The sequence below is a fragment of the Nitratireductor sp. GISD-1A_MAKvit genome (assembly GCF_040819555.1).
GTDB lineage: Bacteria > Pseudomonadota > Alphaproteobacteria > Rhizobiales > Rhizobiaceae > Nitratireductor.
In genome coordinates this window covers 1,218,151-1,237,581 of sequence record NZ_CP161920.1, presented here as the reverse complement: position 1 = coordinate 1,237,581, position 19,431 = coordinate 1,218,151, and the positions used below count along the sequence as shown (strand labels likewise).

Below are 19,431 nucleotides of genomic sequence, written 5' to 3'. Positions count from 1 at the left end.
GCCCTATATATAGTTGATTGTGGGGCAAATCGGCTGCGAGCATAAGAGGCCCTGCGGAGGATCGACAACTAAACTCTTTCAAATTTTTCAGGAAAGTCCCTTCCTCATTTCATCTATTATCCTTGCCAATAGCGAATTTCGGACAGATTGCATGACCCGTTACCTCAGAAACATGATCGGCTATGGCCAGACCCCACCCAATGCCGACTGGCCCGGCGGTGCGAGGATCGCCGTGCAGTTTGTCGTCAACTACGAGGAAGGCGGCGAAAACTGCATTCTGCATGGCGACGAGGCCTCGGAAGCCTTCCTTTCGGAAGTGGTGGGCGCGGCCCCCTGGCCCGGCATGCGCCACTGGAACATGGAATCGATCTATGAGTATGGCGCACGCGCCGGCTTCTGGCGGCTCCACCGCATGTTAACGGCAGCCAATATCCCCGTCACCGTTTTCGGTGTCGCATCCGCGCTTGCCCGCAGCCCGGGACAGGTGGCGGCGATGCAGGAGGCCGGCTGGGAAATCGCCTCACACGGGCTGAAATGGATCGACTACCGCGCACACACGGAGGAAAGCGAACGCGCCGACCTTCTGGAAGCAATCCGCCTGCATACGGAGGTTGTGGGCGAGCGGCCAAGAGGTCTCTACCTGGGGCGCACCTCGGTCAATTCGGTGAAACTGGCCATCGAGGAAGGCGGGTTCGACTGGATTTCCGACACCTATGACGACGACCTGCCCTACTGGATCGACCATGACGGCCACGGCCATGGCACAAGGCCACAGCTGGTCATCCCCTACACGCTGGACGCAAACGACATGCGCTTTGCCACCGCGCAGGGCTTCAATTCCGGCGATCAGTTTTTCTGCTATCTGAAGGATGCGTTCGACACGCTTTATGCCGAAGGGGCCTCAGGCAGGCCGGGCATGATGAGCATAGGCCTGCATTGCCGGCTCGCAGGCAGGCCGGGACGCGCAGCTGCCCTTCAGCGCTTCATCGACTATATGAAGAGCCACGACCATGTGTGGCTTGCGACACGTGGCGAGATCGCCCGGCACTGGCGCGAAAAGCACCCTTATGAAGCGCCAGCCCTGCGTCCGAGCCGCATAAGCGAACCGGAATTCATCGAGCGGTTCGGCAGCATTTACGAACATTCGCCCTGGATCGCCGAGCGCGCTGTGAAGTTGGAGCTCGGCCCCGCGCATGACACGGCGGCGGGGCTCGCCAATGCGCTGGCGCGGGTGTTCCGCTCAGCCAGCGAAGACGAGCGGCTTGGCGTTCTGAAAGCCCATCCCGACCTTGCCGGGAAGCTGGCGGCGGCCAAGAGACTGACCGAGGAATCGAGCAAGGAGCAGGCTTCGGCCGGGCTCGATGCGCTGACCGACAGCGAGCGCGCGCGCTTCACCGAACTCAACACCGCCTATACGCAGAAATTCGGCTTTCCCTTCATCATCGCCGTCAAGGACAACACCAAGGACAGCATTCTGAAGGCCTTCGAGGCCCGGCTGGAAAACAACCGCGACGAGGAATTCGCCACCGCCTGCCGGCAGGTGGAGCGGATTGCCCGGTTGCGGCTCAACGACATCCTTCCCGCGTAAAAACAGGACAATCAAGATGAGCGCCCGCACCTACTACGCCCCGCATGGCGGGCACCCGCCACAGACCCAGCTCCTGACCGACCGCGCGGTTTTAACGGATGCCTATGCGCTGATGCCGAAGGGCGTCATGCAGGACATTGTCACAAGCCTGCTGCCATTCTGGGAAAAAACCCACTGCTGGATCATCGCGCGGCCGCTTTCCGGTTTTGCCGAGACCTTTTCGCAATACATCATGGAAGTGGAGCCCGGCGGCGGCAGCGACCGGGCCCGAGCTCGATGAAAGTGCGGAAGGCGTGTTTTTCATGGTCGAGGGCGAGCTCTCCGTCGAGATTGCCGGCGAGACGCACAACATGACGCCCGGCGGATATGCCTATCTGCCGCCATCGAGCGGCTGGACGGCCCACAACCGGGGCGATGCCCCCGCGCGCTTTCACTGGATCCGCAAGGCCTATGAGCCCGTCGACGGTCTCGACATGCCTGAACCGCTGTTTCTGAACGAAGCCGATATTGCCCCCTCCCCCATGCCGGGAACGGAGGGGAAATGGGCGACGACGCGGTTTGTGGACCCGGCGGATTTGCGCCACGACATGCATGTGACCATCGTCACGCTGGAGCCCGGCGCGGTGATCCCCTTTGCCGAAACGCATGTCATGGAACACGGTCTTTATGTGCTGGAGGGCAAGGCCGTCTACCGGCTCAACCAGGACTGGGTGGAGGTAGAAGCCGGCGATTTCATGTGGCTGCGCGCTTTCTGTCCGCAGGCCTGCTATGCGGGCGGACCGGGCAAGTTCCGCTACCTGCTCTACAAAGACGTCAACCGGCACGCCAAACTCGCCGGCAGCTTCGCGCGATGAAACGGATCGAAGCCGAAATGCTGACACGCGCCGCCTTCGCGCCCTTCGGCGACGTGATCGAGACCGAAGGCGCGGAAAGCTTCCTGATCAATGCCGACAAGTGCCGCCGCTTTCACGATCTGGCGACGGTGGAGGTGGCGGGCGAGAATGCCCGCGTGTTGATCAATATTTTTCGCGGCACGCCCTATGCACTGCCGCTCGAGCTTTCGATGGTGGAGCGGCACCCGCTTGGAAGCCAGGCCTTCATGCCGCTTTCGCCCGCCCCCTTTCTGGTGATCGTGTGCCCGGATGAGGGCGGGAAACCCGGCGAACCCCGCGCCTTCATCACGCATCCCGGGCAGGGTGTGAACTATGCGCGCAGCACATGGCATGGCGTCCTGACGCCCATCGGCGAACCGCAGGATTTCATGGTGGTCGACCGGGGTGGCGACGGCAACAATCTCGAAGAGTTTCACTTCCCCACCCCTTTTGAAATCACGGTGCCATCCCTCCCATGACCGCTCCCGACATTCACCTCATCAACCGGCTGCTCAATGTGATCGAGCAGGACATCCTGCCGAAGACCGCCGAGGGTGTGGCCCATGGCAACAAGCTTTTCGGCGCGGCGATCCTTAAGAAAAGCGATCTGTCGCTGGTGCTTGCCGAAACCAACAACGAGTTGGAAAACCCGCTCTGGCATGGCGAGGTGCACACGCTGAAGCGGTTTTACGAACTGCCGAAGGATGCGCGACCCGACACGAAGGACTGCATTTTCCTGTCCACGCACGAGCCCTGCTCGCTGTGTCTTTCGGCGATCACCTGGACCGGTTTCGACAATTTCTATTATCTGTTCAGCCACGAAGATTCGCGCGACGCCTTCGCGATCCCGCACGATCTGAAGATTTTGAAAGAGGTCTTCACGCTGGAGCCCGGCGGCTACAACGCCGAAAACGCCTTCTGGAAAAGCTACGCCCTGCCCGCTCTGGCAACCGCACTGCCCGACGCTGACGCGGAAGCGGTAAAAGCGCGGATTACAGAGCTGGCCGCAGCCTATGCCGCGCTTTCCGAGCGCTATCAGGACAGCAAGGCGGAGAACGACATTCCGCTGAACTGACGGGGATGGCTGGGCGCGCTCCGGCTGGCCGCCTGAACACGTCTTACCGCTGTCTGCCTTCACCTCATCCTGAGCCTGTTCAAGGACGGGGCGAAGGCACGCACAACACCGCCACCTGAGCCCGTCATGTCGCCCTCGCCCTTCGACAAGCTCAGGATGAGGGCTGTTTCTGAACCGCTGAGAGAGACGATGCTCTGAGCGCTGCAAAACCCAAGGCAATGCGGGAGCGCTGATGATCTGGGAGAGACAAACAAGCACCTCACGGCATTGCAAAGCGCGGCAACGCAACCCAAGGCGGGCAACGCAAGACAAGACAAGGCAAGCGCCCCACATCTGCCTGCCTTCACCTCATCCTGAGCTTGTCGAAGGGCGAGGTGAAGGCACGCGCCGACGTCGCCACCTGAGCACGTCATATCGCCCTCGCCCTTCGACAGGCTCAGGATGAGGGCTGTGGTTTGCCGACGCTTAAACGCGTTCCATCGCCAGCGCGATGCCCTGGCCGACACCGATGCACATGGTGGCGAGCGCAAGCTTGCCGCCGGTGGCCTGCAGCTCTAGTGCTGCCGTGCCGGAAATGCGGGCGCCCGACATGCCGAGCGGATGACCAAGCGCGATCGCGCCGCCATTCGGGTTCACATGCGGCACATCTTCTGCAATCCCAAGATCGCGCAGCACGGCGATGCCCTGCGAGGCGAAGGCTTCGTTCAGCTCGATCACATCGAAATCGGAGGGTTTCAGGCCAAGCCGCGCACAAAGCTTCTTGGTTGCCGGTGCCGGGCCAATGCCCATGATGCGCGGCGGAACGCCAGCCGTCGCGCCGCCGAGAATGCGGGCAATCGGCGTCAGACCATATTTCTTTGCCGCTTCTTCCGAAGCGATGATGAGGGCCGCCGCACCGTCATTGACGCCGGAGGCGTTGCCGGCGGTCACGCTGCCGCCCTCGCGGAAAGGCGTCGGCAGCTTGCCGAGCTTTTCAACCGTGGTGCCCGGACGCGGATGCTCGTCCTTGTCGACCACCACCGGGTCGCCCTTGCGCTGGGGAATGGTGACAGGGGTGATTTCCTTTGCGAGACGCCCGTTCTCCTGTGCTGCGACAGCCTTGTTCTGGCTGCGCACGGCAAAGGCGTCCTGATCGGCGCGGCTCACGGAAAAATCCGCCGCCACGTTCTCACCCGTCTCCGGCATGGAATCGATGCCATACTGTTTCTTGAGCACCCTGTTGACGAAGCGCCAGCCTATCGTGGTGTCGTAGATCTCGGCATTGCGGGAGAAGGCCGTCTCTGCCTTCGGCATGACAAAGGGCGCACGGCTCATGGATTCCACGCCGCCCGCGATCATGATGTCGGCCTCGCCGGCCTTGATGGCGCGCGCGGCGATGGTGATCGCGTCCATGCCCGAGCCGCAAAGGCGGTTTACGGTAGAGCCCGGCACGTCGATGGGCAGGCCGGCAAGAAGGACGGCCATGCGCGCGACATTGCGGTTGTCCTCACCGGCCTGGTTGGCACAGCCATAGAAAACATCGTCGATCGCCGCCCAGTCGACCTTCGGATTGCGCTCCATCAGCGCCTTGATCGGCAGGGCCGCCAGATCGTCTGCGCGGACCGATGACAGCGCGCCGCCAAAACGGCCGATCGGTGTGCGGATGTAATCACAAATGAATGCTTCAGCCATGCGTGAGGTCTCCTAACCATCAATGCCGGGCATCGCCCGGTCGCCGCGTGCGCCACGCGGGCCAAAAAGATCATGCACCCTTATGAGCCGCTTCAGTACGGGCTTTCAAGTCGCGCAGTGTCGCAAGCTCCAGTTCGGTTGGTGGCGGTGTCTCTTCCACACCGTCCGCGAACGTCACGCTCCAGCCGCAGGTCTCCTGCACCTGATCGCGTGTCACACCCGGATGCAGCGACACGACGGTGAACTCCTTCGTCACCGGGTCCGGCTTCCAGATCGCAAGATCGGTGATGAGCAGAGTCGGCCCCTTTGTGCGAATGCCGAGGCTCTCCCGGTGGTCGCCGCCATCGCCGTGACCAAATGAGGTGTAGAAGTCGATCTTCTCCACCATGCCCCGCTTCGACTGGGCGAGCGTGATGTAGACTTCCTGCGAGGAGGTGGCGATTTCGGGGGCGCCACCGCCGCCTGGAAGCCGCGTCTTCGGGTTGCCATAGTCACCGATGACGGTGGTGTTGATGTTGCCGTATCTGTCGATCTGGGCCGCGCCCAGAAAGCCGATGGTGATGCGCCCGCCCTGCAGCCAGTAGCGGAACATTTCTGTCACCGGAACGGTGGTTAGCGCGGTGTCGCAGAGTTCACCATCGCCGATGGAAAGCGGCAGCACGTCGGGCGCGGTTCCGATGGTGCCGGATTCATAGATAAGCGTGATGTCGGGCGCATGGGTCAGGCGCGCAATGTTGCATGCGGCGGACGGCGCGCCGATGCCGACGAAGCACACATCGTCGTTCTTCAGCGCGCGCGAGGCGGCAATCGTCATCATCTCGTTTGGGGTGAATTCGGGCTTGCTCATTTTGCGTCCCTCAGCTTCTCGACGCGGCCTGCGAAATCCTCGGGCGACGCATCAAGCACATTCTTCTGCATCCAGTCTCGGAACAGGTCGCGGTCTGCGGCGATCTTGTCCCATTTCAGATATTCGGCGTTGTCACGCGCGTAATAGCCATGCGTGTAGGAGGGATGCGCCCCGCCCGGCACCACGGCGATGTCGGTCACCGTCCAATGCGGCAGGATGGTGAGATTGGGGTGCAGGTCGGAGAAGTCGTCGACGATTTCTTCCACGGTCACGACAGCGCGTTTCGCCGCCAGCACCGCCTCTTTCTGAATGCCGACAATGCCCTCAACCAGCACATTCCCCTTCCGGTCCGCCTTCTGGGCGTGAATGAAGGTGACATCGGGCCGGAGCGCCGGCACGACGGCCAGGCTCTCGCCCGTGAAAGGGCACTCGATGAATTTTATGTTCGGGTTCACGCGGGCAAGCTCCGCACCGCGATAGCCACGGAAAACCGCACAGGGAAGCCCTGCTGCACCTGCCTCGTAAGCATTGGCCATGGCGGCGTGCGAATGTTCCTCGATCTCGATTTTGTGCGGAAAGCCGTTTTCCACCGCGTCGCGCAGCCGGCGCAGAAGACCAACACCGGGATTGCCGGCATAGGAAAAGATCAGCTTGCGGGCCAGACCCATGCCGATCATCTGGTCATAAACCACATCGGGGGTCATCCGGATCAGGGTGAGATCGCTAAAACCCTGGCGGATCGCCTCATGGGCAGCGGCAGTGGGGATAAGATGCGTGAACCCCTCGAAAGCGACACTGTCGCCATTGCCGAGATTCTCCGCGACCGCCTGCGACAGCGGAACAAAACGCGCCATGGCCTTCCTCAAAAGTTCGTATTGCGAACAATAGTTTTGTATGCGATACTTTCTAGATGGAGAATAAAATCGTGTCAAACACCGCAGAGGGGCGCGATCTCGTTGGATCGCTGCAAAAGGGACTTGGCGTCCTCGAAATTCTCGCAGACGCGCCGGATGGCATGACGCTGACGGAGGTGGCGAAGGAAGCCGGATTGACCCGCGCAGGGGCACGACGCCTGCTGCTCACACTGGTGGCAAGCGGCTATGCGCGACAGGAGGACCGACGGTTCATTTTGTCTGCAAGACTGCTCGGACTGGCACGCACATGGATGGGAGGAGCCACTCTCTGGCGCTATGCCGAACCCATCATGCGGCGGATCTCCGAAACGCTCGGCGAATCCTGCTCCGCAGCCGTTCTGGAAGGGGAAGAAGTGGTTTATGTCGCCCGGGTAGCCGGGCGACGAATCGTTTCGGTGGCTCTCAATGTGGGCACGCGCCTGCCGGCCTTCTGCACATCCATGGGCCGGGTCCTGCTGTCAGACCTGGACGCGGCCGAACTCACCCGTTTTCTCGCGCAGGCGTCGATCAGCGCCAAGACCGAGAGAACGTTGACGGACCGGGCCGAACTCGCCGAAGCCGTGGCGATGGCCGGCGCGAGCGGCTATGCCATTGTCGACCAGGAACTGGAGCTCGGTCTGCGCTCGATTGCGGTGCCGGTCCGAGACATGGGCGGGCACATTGTGGCTGCGCTCAATGTCTCCACCCAGTCGGCGCGCTTCACCTGCGCCGAGATGGAAAGGACGATCCTGCCTTTGCTTCAGGCCGGCGCGCGTGAGATCGAAGACTTTCTCGCGCTGCAATAGACTGTCGTCCCGGCAAGAAGCATCTATCAACGAGCGAAAAAGGCACGTCATGCTGCACTCCGTGATACGTCGTTTGACTGATCAGGCGATTTTTCGATGGTCTGGCGCATGCGGCGCGCGAGGCGTGCCTGCAGGCGCGCCTCAAGCACACGTGCAAGCACATCGCCTGCTCCGGTTGCCGCATGTCCTCTGGACATCGCAAAGAGTGAATCAACGATGGAAATCTCATCCTGTGGCGACAGGAGAGCCTCAATCTGCGCATCGGTCTGCGCGTCCGAACGGGCGTTATGAATCATTCTTCTCATGGTTTGGAATCTTGCGCACCGAACCTGACGGGAAAGCGGCGGCTGAGTGAAATTTTGACGACAGTTTTCAGGCACGACCAAGCCGCGCAGCAAGCTGCGCGGCGGCGTGTTCCAAGATGAACCTATTGGTGAGCCAGGCTGTGCCCCTGGTAGGAGACTGGCGGGGGAGACAGGCGATGCAACTCACCCTGAAGGAGCTCGAAAATGTCCATGGCGAGCCGCAGGTTGAAACGCTTGTCATCGTAAAACATGCCATAGCGGGTTTCGAGGCCGCCAGGTATCACTTCAACACAGTCCTCCATCGCGGCTGAACTGCCATCAAAGACAAATCCCGGCAATGGAGACACCGCAACCCCGTTGCCCACAAGCCTCATGGCGTTGGCGATATCATCAACCTCGCCCACCACGTCATAGGATACGCAGCGTTGACGCAGCCACTCCCGGACAACAATACCCAGCGGAGAAAGCGGATTGGTCAACACCACCGGTATCGCACCACTGTTTCGCTTTGCCTGTTCGGCAAGCTCCCGCGACCCCATCCAGCGCATCGTGTATTCGCTGACGAGATCCGGGCCGATTTCATTGGGATAGAGCGCGCGGAAGACTGCGTCGACCTGCCCCAGATCATACATCTCTTCCAGCCGCTTGGAATCGGCAATCCGCCAACTCACAGTCTCCTTGATCTTGCCCAGCCGCCCCATCCCGCCGAGAAGCAGGGGAGCCGTGTAGGTGCAGATGCCGACCTTCAGCTTGGAAACGTTTTTCTCGTAGCCAACGCTGCGCAGACGGCGCTCGAGATCGAGTATCTGACAGACCAGCTTGGAGATCTCTTCCTTGACGATGATCCGGTTGCCCAGCTTTTTGATCAAGGGCGTACCAATTGCTCTTTCGAGCCGCCCGAGATGCATACTGACCGCTGGCTGGCTTATGCCAAGCTTCTGCGCTGCGCCGGTCAGGCTGCGTGTGTCGATGACCGCCGCAGCGGCCCGCAAAGTTGCAAATGATAGTCCATCCTGTTTGTGCATGCCCATATGCTCTACGCCTCGCTTTATAAGAGGTGGGAAATCTGACCCGAAGGACGCTGCCGCGAACGCGGCACACAAAACGCAACGCTTTCAACCGAACGGCAAAAGCCGTCTGTCCGCACCGCGCGTTCATTCGCGCAATGCAGTTTCGCGATACACTCGGCATCGGTCTGCATCGGCAGCTTTTACGCTGCCCATGCGACGCCTACTCATCAGTTCGGGAAAACACGGCCCGAACACTGATCAATGCGGCGCTAGACATGTCCGCTGAAAATACGCACCCCCGGTGAATTCCGACGCACTCTGCTAAATACAACTTCTGCACGATATCGGATTCGGATTACATATACAACCTATAATGGATTATGTGGATATCTACGCAACCAGCGATAAACAAGTTCAGCAGGAGAGCTAGATTCGTCATATATTTCAATACGATGTTTTGGAAGACGAAAAGCAGCAAGCCCCTTCGGGAAATACAACCTATACGCTAACTCTTACGTAATCCGCTACATAAACAACGGCCAAAAAAACGCCGACCAAACAGGTCGGCGCATTCGGGTCCAGTTTCTGGCCAGCAATGGAGGGCGTGGGGAAAGGCTCCCCCTACGATCGTCGCTCCACACGGAATCCAAGCAGCCGCAACGCATTCAGCGTCACAAGAACCGTCGCACCGGTATCAGCCAGGATCGCGATCCAGAGTCCCGTCACGCCGAGCACGGTCGTCACCAGAAAAACCGCTTTGAGGCCGAGCGCAATTACAATGTTCTGATGGATATTGGCCATTGTAGCGCGTGCAAGGCGCAGCATTCCCGCCACGTCGAGAATGCGATTGCGCAGCAGCGCTCCATCGGCAGATTCAAGCGCCACGTCCGTTCCCGATCCCATGGCGATCCCGACATCGGCCATTGCGAGCGCCGGCGCATCGTTGATGCCGTCACCCACCATCATGACCGTATGCCGGGCTGTCAGATCACGTATCGCCGATACCTTGTCATCTGGCAGAAGTTCGGCGCGGTACTCCATGGAAAGATGCGCGGCGATCGCCGCAGCGGTGCGGGCATTGTCTCCCGTCAGCATGACCGCACGCACGCCAAGCGCCTTCAATTCCTGCATGGCGGCTGAAGCGTCCTGACGCGGCTCGTCCCGAAACGCGACAACGCCTGAAAGCCCCTCGCTGCCAGACACGACCGCCACTGTCTTGCCTTCAGCCTCGAGAGCATCAATCCGATCGATGGCATCCTTCGTGAGGACACCCTCTTCCTGCGCATGTCGGGGCGAACCGACAAACACCGTCTGTCCGGCAATGCGCGCCTCGACGCCGCGACCGGGAATAACACGCGCCTCTCGCCCTGTTTCGAAAGAAATGCCCTGCGTTTCGGCGTGCGCAAGCACGGCTTCGGCCAGTGGATGACTGGACCCGGCCTCGACACCGGCTGCCAGGGCAAGCACGGTGGAGCGATCACCTTCCCTCGCCCAGATGTCGGTTACCACGGGACGGCCGACCGTCAGCGTACCGGTTTTGTCGAATGTGACCATGTCCGCTCTGGCCGCAGCTTCGATCACTGCTCCGCCCTTGAGAAGCAGGCCACGACGTGCACCGGCCGAAAGTGACGATGCGATCGAGGCCGGAACCGATATCACCAGCGCGCAGGGGCAGCCGATCAGGAGCAATGCGAGCGCCCTGTACACCCAGACATCCCATGCCGCACCGACGACAAGCGGAGGAAGGACCGCAACCAGAAGCGCCAGCCCGACCACCGCGGGCATGTAATATCGGCTGAACCGGTCGATGAAGCGTTCCGTGGGAGCACGCGCTTCCTGCGCCTCTTCGACCAGCCGGATGATCCTCGCAATGGTGTTGTTCTCGGCCGCTCTGGTGACGCGCACCCTGATCACGGCATCGGTGCTGATCGAGCCGGCGAAGACGTCCTCGCCCTCCCCCTTCGTTCGGGGAACGGATTCGCCCGTTACCGGAGCCTCGTCGATACCGGCGATACCCTCGACGATTTCACCATCGGCGGGAATCCTGTCGCCCGGTCGGACAACCACGATCTGGCCGATGGAAAGCTGCGACGCCTCGACCTTGCGCGTGGTGCCGTTCTCCTCAAGCAACGCAGATTTGGGCACGAGTTCGCCAAGAGCACGAATGCCGGCGCGGGCGCGATTTGCCGCCACACCCTCCAGCACCTCGCCAACGGCAAAGAGGAAGACTACCAGCGCTGCTTCTTCCTGGGCACCGATGAACAACGCACCCGCAGCGGCAACAGTCATCAGCATTTCGATGGTGAAGGGCATGCCCGCGCCAAGAGCAGAAAAGGCACGACGTGCAATGGGAGCGACACCGATCAGACAGGCGAGGATGAAGGCCCAGCTGCCCAGCGCACCGGGCAGAAGAAACTCTGCCCCCCATGCAGCCACAAGGAGCAGCCCCGTCAGGATAACAAGCCGGCCCTTCGCGGTCCCGTACCAGTGCACGCTCGCGTCGCCAGCTCCATGAGAGGACGCGGCTGTTGCATGCCGCGGGCCGGACCCCAACTGTGGTGCCGGGCCGTTCTGGCCACCGGAAGCACAGCAGGCACCCTCACCGCCCGCCGCGCAAGTCGCCCCGCCGTCACGTGGAGTGATCGAGTAGCCGAGTTTCCTGACAGTGCGTTCAATCCGGTCGCGGGAGGTTTTTTCATCGTCGAGCGAAACCGCAAGCGATTCGGCCATCACCGAAACGCTCACATCGGTCACGCCGGGAAGGCGCTCCAGCGCCGTCCTGATCTTGTTTGCGCAGCCTGCGCAGTCCATGCCGCCCACCACCCAGGAATGGTGGCTTGCGACGTTCTCAACCTGTTTCAAGGACACGATAAAGACTCCCTGCAATCTCTCAGTGACGCAAGGATAGGATCTCTAGTGACTAGAGCTTCAAGAGGAAAAATGAAACTCTTTGTACTCAGCGCGCCTGATGGACGGCCTGCCCTCCGATCCAGGTGGAGACGACGTTCAAATCATTGTCGAGAATGACGAAGTCGGCATCGCTGCCCGCACCAAGCCAACCCTTGGCCGCGTCCAGGCCGATCGCCTGTGCGGGGTATAGCCCCACCATGCGCAGGGCTTCTTCAAGCGGCAACTGAACCGTTCCGTGGAGGTAGGATAGTGTACCAATCATGTCGATATCCGCACCGGCCAGTGTGCCGTCTGCCAGCGTGAGCCGGCCGTTCCGTCGTTCGATGGTGCGACCGTTGAGGGTGAACGATTTGAGATCGGTACCGATTGTCGACATGGCGTCGGTGACGGCGAAGATGCGCGCCGGGCCTCTCTTGCCACGCAGGGCCGCTCCAATCGCAACCGGATCGACATGAACGCCATCGGCGATGATGCCGGCCCAGAGGTTTCCGCTCTCCAAAGCCGCCCCCACGACACCGGGCTCGCGGTGCGCAAGCGGGCTCATGGCATTGAACAGATGCGTGACCAGCGTAGCGCCCGCCTGCGCATAGGCGAGTGCCGTTTCGCAGGTCGTATCCGTATGTCCGAGACTGACCCTGATGCCGGCGTCGACCAACACACGAACCTGATCCGTCGTGACGTTTTCCGGTGCCAGCGTCACCATGAGAGCCGGCAGTTCGGCACGCGCACTGACCAGAGCCTTGATGTCATCATCGTCCATGGGCCTGATGAGCGACGGATCGTGCGCGCCCTTGCGAGCAAGCGAGAGATGGGGGCCTTCGAGGTGCAGCCCAAGGAACCCCGGCATTCCCAAACGCGCGGCCTCGATGCCGGACGCGATGGATGCCGCTGTCGCTTCCCGCGTGTCGGTGATCAATGTCGGCAAAAGCCCCGTGGTGCCGAACCGCGCGTGAGCGCTGCACATTTTATGCAGTCCTTCCACCCCGCAATCGCCATCGAACATGACGCCACCACCGCCATTGACCTGCAGGTCGATGAAGCCGGGCACGATCAGTGCGCCACCGGCAGCGCGTCGTTCAATCCCCGCTCCAAGCGCGCTCTTCGGCACGATGGCTGACACGCGTCCACCCTCGACGATGAGGGCATGGTCGTCCAACCAGATGTTTCCATCGAAGATGCGAGCGTCGACGATTGCAAATGAAGGCATGAATAAAGTTCCGATGTTGTAGTGGGGTGTCAGCGCTCGGGAATCTTCAGTTCGGCAACGAAATCATATGCGTCGCCACGGTAGATGGAGCGTGTGAACTCGATGACCCTGCCATTGGGCAGATAGGAAACGCGTTCGATGTAGAGAGCGGCCTCACCCGGCGCGATCCTGAGAAGGCCGGCTTCGCGCTCGTCGACATTGCGTGCCGCGATGCGCTGCGTGGCACGGCACGGCCTTGCCGAGCGCTGCTCCAGCGCATCATAAAGTGAATCCGTGACCGACGCCGGATCGGGCAGGAAACTGCCGATGATGGACGCTTTTTCGATGGCCATTGGCACGTTGCCGGCAATGCGGAGACGCTCGAGTCGGGAGACCTTGTCTCCGATGGAAAGGCCCAGAACCATCATCTCGTCGGGAGACGGCGCAACGACGACACGCTCCAGCCATTCCGACCGGGCGGTAAGACCGCGCCGCGCCATGTCTTCGGTGAACGAGGTCAGCAGTGACAGCGATTGCTCGACACGCGAAACGGACGGCGCGACAAAAGTCCCCGAGCCGTGACGTCGGATGAGCCGGCCCTGCTTCACGAGATCGTCCACCGCCCGCCGCACCGTCACACGGCTGAGGGCCGTCAGCTCGGCAATATCACGCTCGGTTGGCAGGGCTTCGCCTTCCCCAAGCACACCACCGAGGATAGCCTCTTCGAGCAGCCGCCGCAGGCGAAGATAGAGCGGTCCTGGCCCCATGGCCTCGACACGCTCTGTGGTGAAAAGGTCCTGCACGCTCATCGTCGCCCCTCCACAAGGGGGGCTGGCGGGAACGCCCGCAGGGCAAGCTGAACCGCTCCACCGAGAGCATCGCCCAGCGGCTCCCTGAGAATACGGCGATGGCGCGGTGACAGGCGCGTCGAATACTCCTGCGCCAGACCACCGAGCAGGCAGAGCCGCCCGCACCCTTCAAAGATCATGGCATCCAGTGCTTCGGAGACGTCGAGCACTGCATCACGCAAAATGCGCGCTGCGAGCGGATCATCCTGGCGATCATATTCGAAGATCAAGGGCGCAAACGCGCCAAAATCCGCCGGACGTGCACCCTGCTGAGCAAACTCGACCATGGCCTCGGGACTGTTATCGAAACGGGCCATGACTGCGCAACTGAGGGGCGTATGCTCATGGATCCCGTCATGGGCCAGCAGGGCCTGCTGGAGAAGCGTGCGTCCGATCACCGCGCCGCTGGCCTGGTCGCCGATTGCAAATCCCCAGCCGCCAACACTACGCAGGACATTCCCCTTCCGCGAAAGATAGACGGAGCCCGTGCCCAGAATGGCCATGACGCCGTCATCGTCGCCCATCGCGCCCTGAAGAGCGATCAGACCATCGTGAACAAACTCCGTCTGCGCAAAGGGCAACGCCTCGGCCAACGCCTTTTGACGCTGCCCGACATTGATACCGGCCAGCCCAAGATAGGCCGGCAGTCGTGGAAGCTCTTCGGTGGACAGCCCGGCAGCCTGAAGCGCTTCGCTTGCCGCGGCAATGATGTTGTGCCCGATGGCATCCTGCGTGGTGAAAATGTTGGCAGAACCCCGCTTGCCGCGTCCGAGCACATTTCCCGCACGGTCGGCCACTGCGGCCCGACAGCTTGTCCCTCCACCATCTACGGCAATGACAAATTCGCTCATGACGCCTCCTCCAAGCAATAATACCAAAAAGATACCTTCAGGAAACAACAAAAATCGACAGGATCTGATTTCGAGGCAAGCAATTAATTTAAATGGTAAAATCGGCTATCGCCCATTTTCGGCCGACAAAGAATGACAATTCCCCTCTGGACAAATGGTATTTTTTTGGACTTTTATTTCAACATTGGAGGAACAGAGGGGCTCCGGGAGAGAGCAGGCCAAAGGCACACGCAGAATGTGTCGAAGCACCAGCATCCCACCGGAAATGCCGGCCAGGCTCTTGTGCCGGCTACCGACAGAACGACCTCCATTGGAACAGTTCAGAAGCGCTTTGGGGGCGTGTCTCGATCTGCAACGCAGGTGACAGGGCCGTGTTCCCGAAGCACAACAGGGAGAAGACCATGATCAAGTCCACCAGACTGGCGCTGCTTGCGGCCACCATGCTGGGTGCAACCGGCACGGCTATGGCACAGGATGCCGAACTCACCATTGAAAGCTGGCGCAATGACGACCTGACCATCTGGCAGGAAAAGCTCATTCCTGCTTTCGAAGCCAAGCATCCCGGCATCAAGGTGAAGTTCGCACCCAGCGCGCCGACCGAATACAATGCCGTCCTCAACTCCAAGCTCGATGCCGGCACCGCCGGCGATCTTGTTACCTGCCGTCCGTTCGACGCCTCGCTCAGCCTTTATGAAAAAGGCCACCTGACGGATCTGAAGGATCTCGAGAACATGTCGAACTTCTCCGACGTGGCCAAGGCTGCCTGGAGCACGGACGATGGCTCGGCAACCTTCTGCGTGCCCATGGCATCCGTCATCCACGGCTTCATATATAATGCCGACGCCTTTGAAGAACTTGGCATCGAGCCACCGAAGACCAATGAGGAATTCTACGCGGCACTCGAAAAGATCAAGGAAGACGGCACCTATATTCCGATGGCCATGGGCGCCAAGGACCAGTGGGAAGCCGCAACCATGGGCTACACCAATATTGGCCCGAACTACTGGAAGGGCGAGGAAGGCCGTCTTGCGCTGATTGCCGGCGAACAGAAGCTCACGGACGAGCAGTGGGTTGAACCCTTCCGCCAGCTTGCTTCATGGGCGCCCTATCTGGGCGACGGCTACGAAGCGCAGGGCCTATCCGGACAGCCAGAACCTCTTCACGCTCGGTCGTGCGGCAATCTTCCCTGCCGGCTCCTGGGAGATTTCCATCTTCAACGAGCAGGCCGACTTCAAGCTGGGTGCGTTCCCGCCTCCGGTGCAGAATGCCGGTGACAAGTGCTATATTTCCGACCATACGGATATCGGCATCGGCATGAACGCCAAGACGGAGCATCCCGAGGCTGCCCGCACGTTCCTGAACTGGGTGGGTTCGGCCGAGTTCGCCTCCCTCTACGCCAACTCCCTGCCGGGCTTCTTCTCCCTCTCCAACGAGACCGTTGAGATGGAAGATCCGCTGGCCAAGGAATTTGTCTCCTGGCGCGAAAACTGCGACTCGACCATCCGTCCCGCGCACCAGATCCTTTCGCGTGGCACGCCCAATCTCTGGAACGAGATGTGGAACGTTTCGGCCAATGTCCTGCGTGGCGCGCAATCGCCAGAGGACGGCGCAAAGCAGCTTCAGGATGGCCTGGCCGGCTGGTATGAGCCTCAGCAGTAGGTTCCAGCTCTGAACTCAGGCCGGGTCCGCCACATGCGCGGACCCGGCACCATAGAGAGACATTCCATGGCTCAAGCCGCAAAGAAGTCGCCACGCTGGCACATTGCCGTTTTTCTGGCACCCGCCGTTTTGATTTACACGGCGATCATGATCATTCCGCTCTTCAGCACCCTGAAACTGGCCATGTACAGTGACGTGGAAAACAGTCAGGTTTTCGTTGGTCTGCAAAATTTCCGGGCCCTTTTCGGTGACCCGCAATGGTCCGACCAGTTCTGGAACGCGCTCAAGAACAACACCTGGTTCTTCATCGTACACATGATCGTGCAGAACCCGATCGGCATTCTTCTGGCAGCCCTTCTTTCCAGCCCAAGGCTGAGAATGCGCTCTTTCTACCGCACGGCGATCTTCATTCCGACGATTCTCTCATTCGTGATTGCAGGTTTTGCCTGGAAGCTTATCCTGAGCCCACTCTGGGGCGTGGCCCCCAACCTGCTTGATCTTGTGGGCCTCAAGAGCCTGTTCCAGCCATGGCTTGGCAAGGAAGCCTATGCGCTGACAACACTGGCACTGATCTCGGTCTGGCAATTCGTCGGCATTCCTATGATGCTGATCTACGCGGCTCTTCTTTCCATTCCCGACGAGCTTCTGGAAGCGGCGGAATGCGACGGCATCACCGGCATGTCTCAATTCTGGAAGGTGAAGCTTCCGCTTATCCTGCCGGCGATAGGCATCATCTCGATCCTTACCTTTGTCGGCAATTTCAATGCCTTCGACCTGATCTACGCGACACAGGGCGCTCTCGCGGGGCCGGACTTCTCAACCGATATTCTCGGTACCTTCATGTTCCGCACCTTCTTCGGCTTCCAGCTCCAGCTTGGTGATCCGAATCTCGGGGCGGCCATCGCCACGGCCATGTTCGCCATCATTCTTGTCGGCGTGTCGATCTATCTGTTCGGCATTCAGACGCGGCTTCGCCGCTACCAGTTCTGATCGGGAGAGACCCATGAGCACAGCCAGGCACTCCCCCGCCCGTTCCATCGCCGCCCATGCGGTGCTGGCGACCTACACGATCATCGCTCTATTTCCCGTGTTCGTCATCGTGGTCAACGCCTTCAAGTCGCGCAAGGCGATCTTCCGTACGCCGCTGGAGCTTCCCAACGCGGAAACCTTCAGTCTGGTCGGCTTCGAGACGGTTTTGAAACAGGGTGATTTCCTGCTTTATTTCCAAAACAGCTTCGTGGTCACCGTCGTGTCGCTGTTCATGGTGCTGCTGTTCGGTGCCATGGCCGCCTTTGCGCTTGCCGAATACCGCTTCAAGGGCAACTCGCTGATGGGCCTTTACCTGGCGCTCGGCATCATGATCCCGATCCGGCTCGGCACTGTGGCGATCCTTCAGATGATGGCGGCATCCGGCCTCGTCAACACGCTGACCTCGCTCATCCTGGTCTATACGGCACAGGGGTTGCCTCTTGCCGTCTTCATCCTCTCGGAGTTCATGCGACAGGTTTCCGACGATCTGAAGAACGCCGGACGGATCGACGGGCTCAGCGAGTACCGCATCTTCTTCCGCCTCGTTCTACCGCTGGTGCGGCCGGCAATGGCGACGGTCGCGGTCTTCACCATGATCCCCATCTGGAACGATCTCTGGTTCCCGCTGATCCTCGCGCCCGCTGAGTCCACGAAAACCATCACGCTCGGCGCGCAGGTCTTCATCGGGCAGTTCGTTACCAACTGGAACGCCGTTCTGGCGGCACTCTCGCTCGCCATCCTGCCGGTGCTGATCCTCTATCTGATCTTCTCGCGCCAGCTCATCCGCGGCATCACATCGGGAGCAGTGAAATGAGTGCGCAGGAAAAACCCGTGCGGGTGTTGGTCGCAGGACTTGGCAATATGGGCATGAGCCATGCGCTCGCCTATCACGCCATTCCCGGCTTCGAGATCGTGGGACTCGTGAGCCGCTCGGAACCGGAGCTTCCGGATGCGCTGAAGGGCTATCCGCACTCGACCGACTTCGAGGAAGCGCTGGCCGAGACCAAGCCGGATCTGGCCTCGATCAACACCTATTCGGACAGCCATGCCCCCTTTGCCCTCACGGCCATGGAAGCGGGCGCGCATGTATTTGTGGAAAAGCCGCTGGCAACGAATGTCGCCGACGCGCGGCGCGTCGTGGAAACGGCGAAAGCGCACAACCGCAAGCTCGTGGTGGGCTATATTCTTCGCCATCACCCTTCCTGGGTGAAGCTGATCGAGGAAGCACGCGGGCTTGGTGGGCCCTATGTCTTCCGGCTCAATCTCAACCAGCAATCCTCGGGCCCCACCTGGATGACGCACAAGCAGCTCATGCAGACGACACCACCCATTGTGGATTGCGGTGTGCACTATGTGGACGTGATGTGCCAGATCACCGATGCGAAGCCGGTCAAGGTGCGCGGCATGGGGGTTCGGCTTTCAGACGAAGTCGCCCCGGACATGTACAATTACGGACATTTCCAGGTGATGTTCGAAGACGGTTCGGTCGGCTGGTATGAGGCCGGCTGGGGGCCGATGATGTCGGAAACCGCCTTCTTCGTGAAAGACATCGTCTCGCCGAAAGGCTGCGTCTCCATCGTCATGGACGATGGCGCGAAATCTGATGACATCGACGCGCACACGCAAACCTCGCGCATCCGAATCCACAGGGCCGAAACCGATGCCAACGGCCGGTTCGCCCATGACGACACCCTCCTCTCCATGGAAGGTGAGCCGGGCCATCAGGAACTGTGCGATCGAGAACAGGCTTTCGTTCTCAAAGCCATCCGCGACGATCTCGACCTTTCACGGCACATGAACGATGCCGTGCAATCTCTCAACATCTGCCTCGCCGCCGACGAAAGCGTGCGAAGCGGCAAGGAAATCAAACTCTAGGACGAA

General features: G+C 60.6%; 16 protein-coding genes and 2 pseudogenes. 9 read left to right on the top strand and 9 right to left on the bottom strand.

Annotation, left to right across the window (positions count from 1 at the left end):
• Positions 1-151 precede the first annotated feature (151 nt).
• The 4 genes and pseudogenes from puuE (at position 152) to AB2N04_RS07215 (ending at position 3,535) form a co-directional block, all read left to right on the top strand.
• Positions 152-1,588 (top strand): allantoinase PuuE, encoded by a 1,437-nt coding sequence (gene puuE / locus AB2N04_RS07230; RefSeq protein WP_367717975.1) that lies wholly within the window; start codon positions 152-154, stop codon positions 1,586-1,588.
• 16 nt (positions 1,589-1,604) lie between these two features.
• Positions 1,605-2,442 (top strand): annotated as a pseudogene (locus AB2N04_RS07225) (bifunctional allantoicase/(S)-ureidoglycine aminohydrolase).
• Positions 2,439-2,939 (top strand): ureidoglycolate lyase, encoded by a 501-nt coding sequence (locus AB2N04_RS07220; RefSeq protein WP_367717974.1) that lies wholly within the window; start codon positions 2,439-2,441, stop codon positions 2,937-2,939. The pseudogene AB2N04_RS07225 and the gene AB2N04_RS07220 overlap by 4 nt, the downstream one beginning before the upstream one ends.
• Positions 2,936-3,535, top strand: coding sequence for a nucleoside deaminase (locus AB2N04_RS07215; protein ID WP_367717972.1), 600 nt, complete (start codon positions 2,936-2,938; stop codon positions 3,533-3,535). Before AB2N04_RS07220 ends, AB2N04_RS07215 begins: the two co-directional genes overlap by 4 nt.
• 465 nt (positions 3,536-4,000) lie before the next feature.
• Here the strand turns inward: AB2N04_RS07215 and pcaF are convergent, their stop codons facing one another.
• The 3 genes from pcaF to AB2N04_RS07200 form a co-directional block, all read right to left on the bottom strand.
• Entirely contained in the window at positions 4,001-5,206 is a 1,206-nt protein-coding gene (gene pcaF, locus AB2N04_RS07210) for a 3-oxoadipyl-CoA thiolase (protein WP_367717970.1), read from the bottom strand.
• Positions 5,207-5,276: 70 nt separating this feature from the next.
• Entirely contained in the window at positions 5,277-6,053 is a 777-nt protein-coding gene (locus AB2N04_RS07205; protein ID WP_367717969.1) for a CoA-transferase subunit beta, read from the bottom strand.
• Entirely contained in the window at positions 6,050-6,907 is an 858-nt protein-coding gene (locus AB2N04_RS07200; RefSeq protein WP_367717968.1) for a CoA transferase subunit A, read from the bottom strand. The genes AB2N04_RS07205 and AB2N04_RS07200 overlap by 4 nt, the downstream gene beginning before the upstream one ends.
• Before the next feature lie 56 nt (positions 6,908-6,963).
• Here AB2N04_RS07200 and AB2N04_RS07195 point away from each other — a divergent pair, with 56 nt between their 5' ends.
• The gene (locus AB2N04_RS07195) at positions 6,964-7,752 is read left to right on the top strand and encodes an IclR family transcriptional regulator C-terminal domain-containing protein (protein ID WP_367717966.1); all 789 of its coding nucleotides are present in this window, start codon (positions 6,964-6,966) and stop codon (positions 7,750-7,752) included.
• Positions 7,753-7,799: 47 nt separating this feature from the next.
• Here AB2N04_RS07195 and AB2N04_RS07190 read toward each other — a convergent pair whose 3' ends face one another.
• The 6 genes from AB2N04_RS07190 to AB2N04_RS07165 form a co-directional block, all read right to left on the bottom strand.
• Positions 7,800-8,048 carry a hypothetical protein gene (locus AB2N04_RS07190; protein WP_367717964.1) on the bottom strand — a complete coding sequence of 83 codons (249 nt, stop codon included), beginning with the start codon at positions 8,046-8,048 and terminating at the stop codon, positions 7,800-7,802.
• 131 nt (positions 8,049-8,179) lie between these two features.
• A complete protein-coding gene (locus AB2N04_RS07185; RefSeq protein WP_367717963.1) occupies positions 8,180-9,082 on the bottom strand; it encodes a LysR family transcriptional regulator in 903 nt (300 codons plus the stop codon).
• 606 nt (positions 9,083-9,688) lie between these two features.
• Entirely contained in the window at positions 9,689-11,935 is a 2,247-nt protein-coding gene (locus tag AB2N04_RS07180; RefSeq protein ID WP_367717962.1) for a heavy metal translocating P-type ATPase, read from the bottom strand.
• Between the two features lie 88 nt (positions 11,936-12,023).
• Complete coding sequence (nagA, locus tag AB2N04_RS07175; protein WP_367717960.1) at positions 12,024-13,184, bottom strand: N-acetylglucosamine-6-phosphate deacetylase; 1,161 nt, start codon at positions 13,182-13,184, stop codon at positions 12,024-12,026.
• Between the two features lie 29 nt (positions 13,185-13,213).
• Positions 13,214-13,972, bottom strand: coding sequence for a GntR family transcriptional regulator (locus AB2N04_RS07170; protein ID WP_367717959.1), 759 nt, complete (start codon positions 13,970-13,972; stop codon positions 13,214-13,216).
• Positions 13,969-14,862, bottom strand: a complete 894-nt coding sequence (locus AB2N04_RS07165; protein WP_367717957.1) for a BadF/BadG/BcrA/BcrD ATPase family protein — start codon at positions 14,860-14,862, stop codon at positions 13,969-13,971. The genes AB2N04_RS07170 and AB2N04_RS07165 overlap by 4 nt, the downstream gene beginning before the upstream one ends.
• 401 nt (positions 14,863-15,263) lie before the next feature.
• Here AB2N04_RS07165 and AB2N04_RS07160 point away from each other — a divergent pair.
• The 4 genes and pseudogenes from AB2N04_RS07160 to AB2N04_RS07145 all read left to right on the top strand — a co-directional run bounded on the left by AB2N04_RS07160 (position 15,264) and on the right by AB2N04_RS07145 (position 19,425).
• Positions 15,264-16,521 (top strand): annotated as a pseudogene (locus tag AB2N04_RS07160) (ABC transporter substrate-binding protein).
• Positions 16,522-16,587: 66 nt separating this feature from the next.
• Positions 16,588-17,511: a carbohydrate ABC transporter permease gene (locus tag AB2N04_RS07155; protein ID WP_367717956.1), complete on the top strand. Its 924-nt coding sequence runs from the start codon at positions 16,588-16,590 to the stop codon at positions 17,509-17,511.
• Positions 17,512-17,524: 13 nt separating this feature from the next.
• Positions 17,525-18,364, top strand: coding sequence for a carbohydrate ABC transporter permease (locus AB2N04_RS07150; RefSeq protein WP_367717954.1), 840 nt, complete (start codon positions 17,525-17,527; stop codon positions 18,362-18,364).
• Positions 18,361-19,425 carry a Gfo/Idh/MocA family protein gene (locus AB2N04_RS07145; RefSeq protein WP_367717953.1) on the top strand — a complete coding sequence of 355 codons (1,065 nt, stop codon included), beginning with the start codon at positions 18,361-18,363 and terminating at the stop codon, positions 19,423-19,425. The genes AB2N04_RS07150 and AB2N04_RS07145 overlap by 4 nt, the downstream gene beginning before the upstream one ends.
• Positions 19,426-19,431 lie beyond the last annotated feature (6 nt).

Bases quoted from the DNA above. Each gene is read 5' to 3' on its own strand.
- AB2N04_RS07190 (WP_367717964.1), bottom strand. From the start codon at position 8,048: ATGATTCATAACGCCCGTTCGGACGCGCAGACCGATGCGCAGATTGAG.
- AB2N04_RS07155 (WP_367717956.1), top strand. From the start codon at position 16,588: ATGGCTCAAGCCGCAAAGAAGTCGCCACGCTGGCACATTGCCGTTTTT.
- AB2N04_RS07185 (WP_367717963.1), bottom strand. From the start codon at position 9,082: ATGCACAAACAGGATGGACTATCATTTGCAACTTTGCGGGCCGCTGCG.
- AB2N04_RS07200 (WP_367717968.1), bottom strand. From the start codon at position 6,907: ATGGCGCGTTTTGTTCCGCTGTCGCAGGCGGTCGCGGAGAATCTCGGC.
- AB2N04_RS07220 (WP_367717974.1), top strand. From the start codon at position 2,439: ATGAAACGGATCGAAGCCGAAATGCTGACACGCGCCGCCTTCGCGCCC.
- AB2N04_RS07165 (WP_367717957.1), bottom strand. From the start codon at position 14,862: ATGAGCGAATTTGTCATTGCCGTAGATGGTGGAGGGACAAGCTGTCGG.
- puuE (WP_367717975.1), top strand. From the start codon at position 152: ATGACCCGTTACCTCAGAAACATGATCGGCTATGGCCAGACCCCACCC.
- AB2N04_RS07195 (WP_367717966.1), top strand. From the start codon at position 6,964: ATGGAGAATAAAATCGTGTCAAACACCGCAGAGGGGCGCGATCTCGTT.
- nagA (WP_367717960.1), bottom strand. From the start codon at position 13,184: ATGCCTTCATTTGCAATCGTCGACGCTCGCATCTTCGATGGAAACATC.
- AB2N04_RS07205 (WP_367717969.1), bottom strand. From the start codon at position 6,053: ATGAGCAAGCCCGAATTCACCCCAAACGAGATGATGACGATTGCCGCC.
- pcaF (WP_367717970.1), bottom strand. From the start codon at position 5,206: ATGGCTGAAGCATTCATTTGTGATTACATCCGCACACCGATCGGCCGT.
- AB2N04_RS07145 (WP_367717953.1), top strand. From the start codon at position 18,361: ATGAGTGCGCAGGAAAAACCCGTGCGGGTGTTGGTCGCAGGACTTGGC.
- AB2N04_RS07150 (WP_367717954.1), top strand. From the start codon at position 17,525: ATGAGCACAGCCAGGCACTCCCCCGCCCGTTCCATCGCCGCCCATGCG.
- AB2N04_RS07170 (WP_367717959.1), bottom strand. From the start codon at position 13,972: ATGAGCGTGCAGGACCTTTTCACCACAGAGCGTGTCGAGGCCATGGGG.
- AB2N04_RS07215 (WP_367717972.1), top strand. From the start codon at position 2,936: ATGACCGCTCCCGACATTCACCTCATCAACCGGCTGCTCAATGTGATC.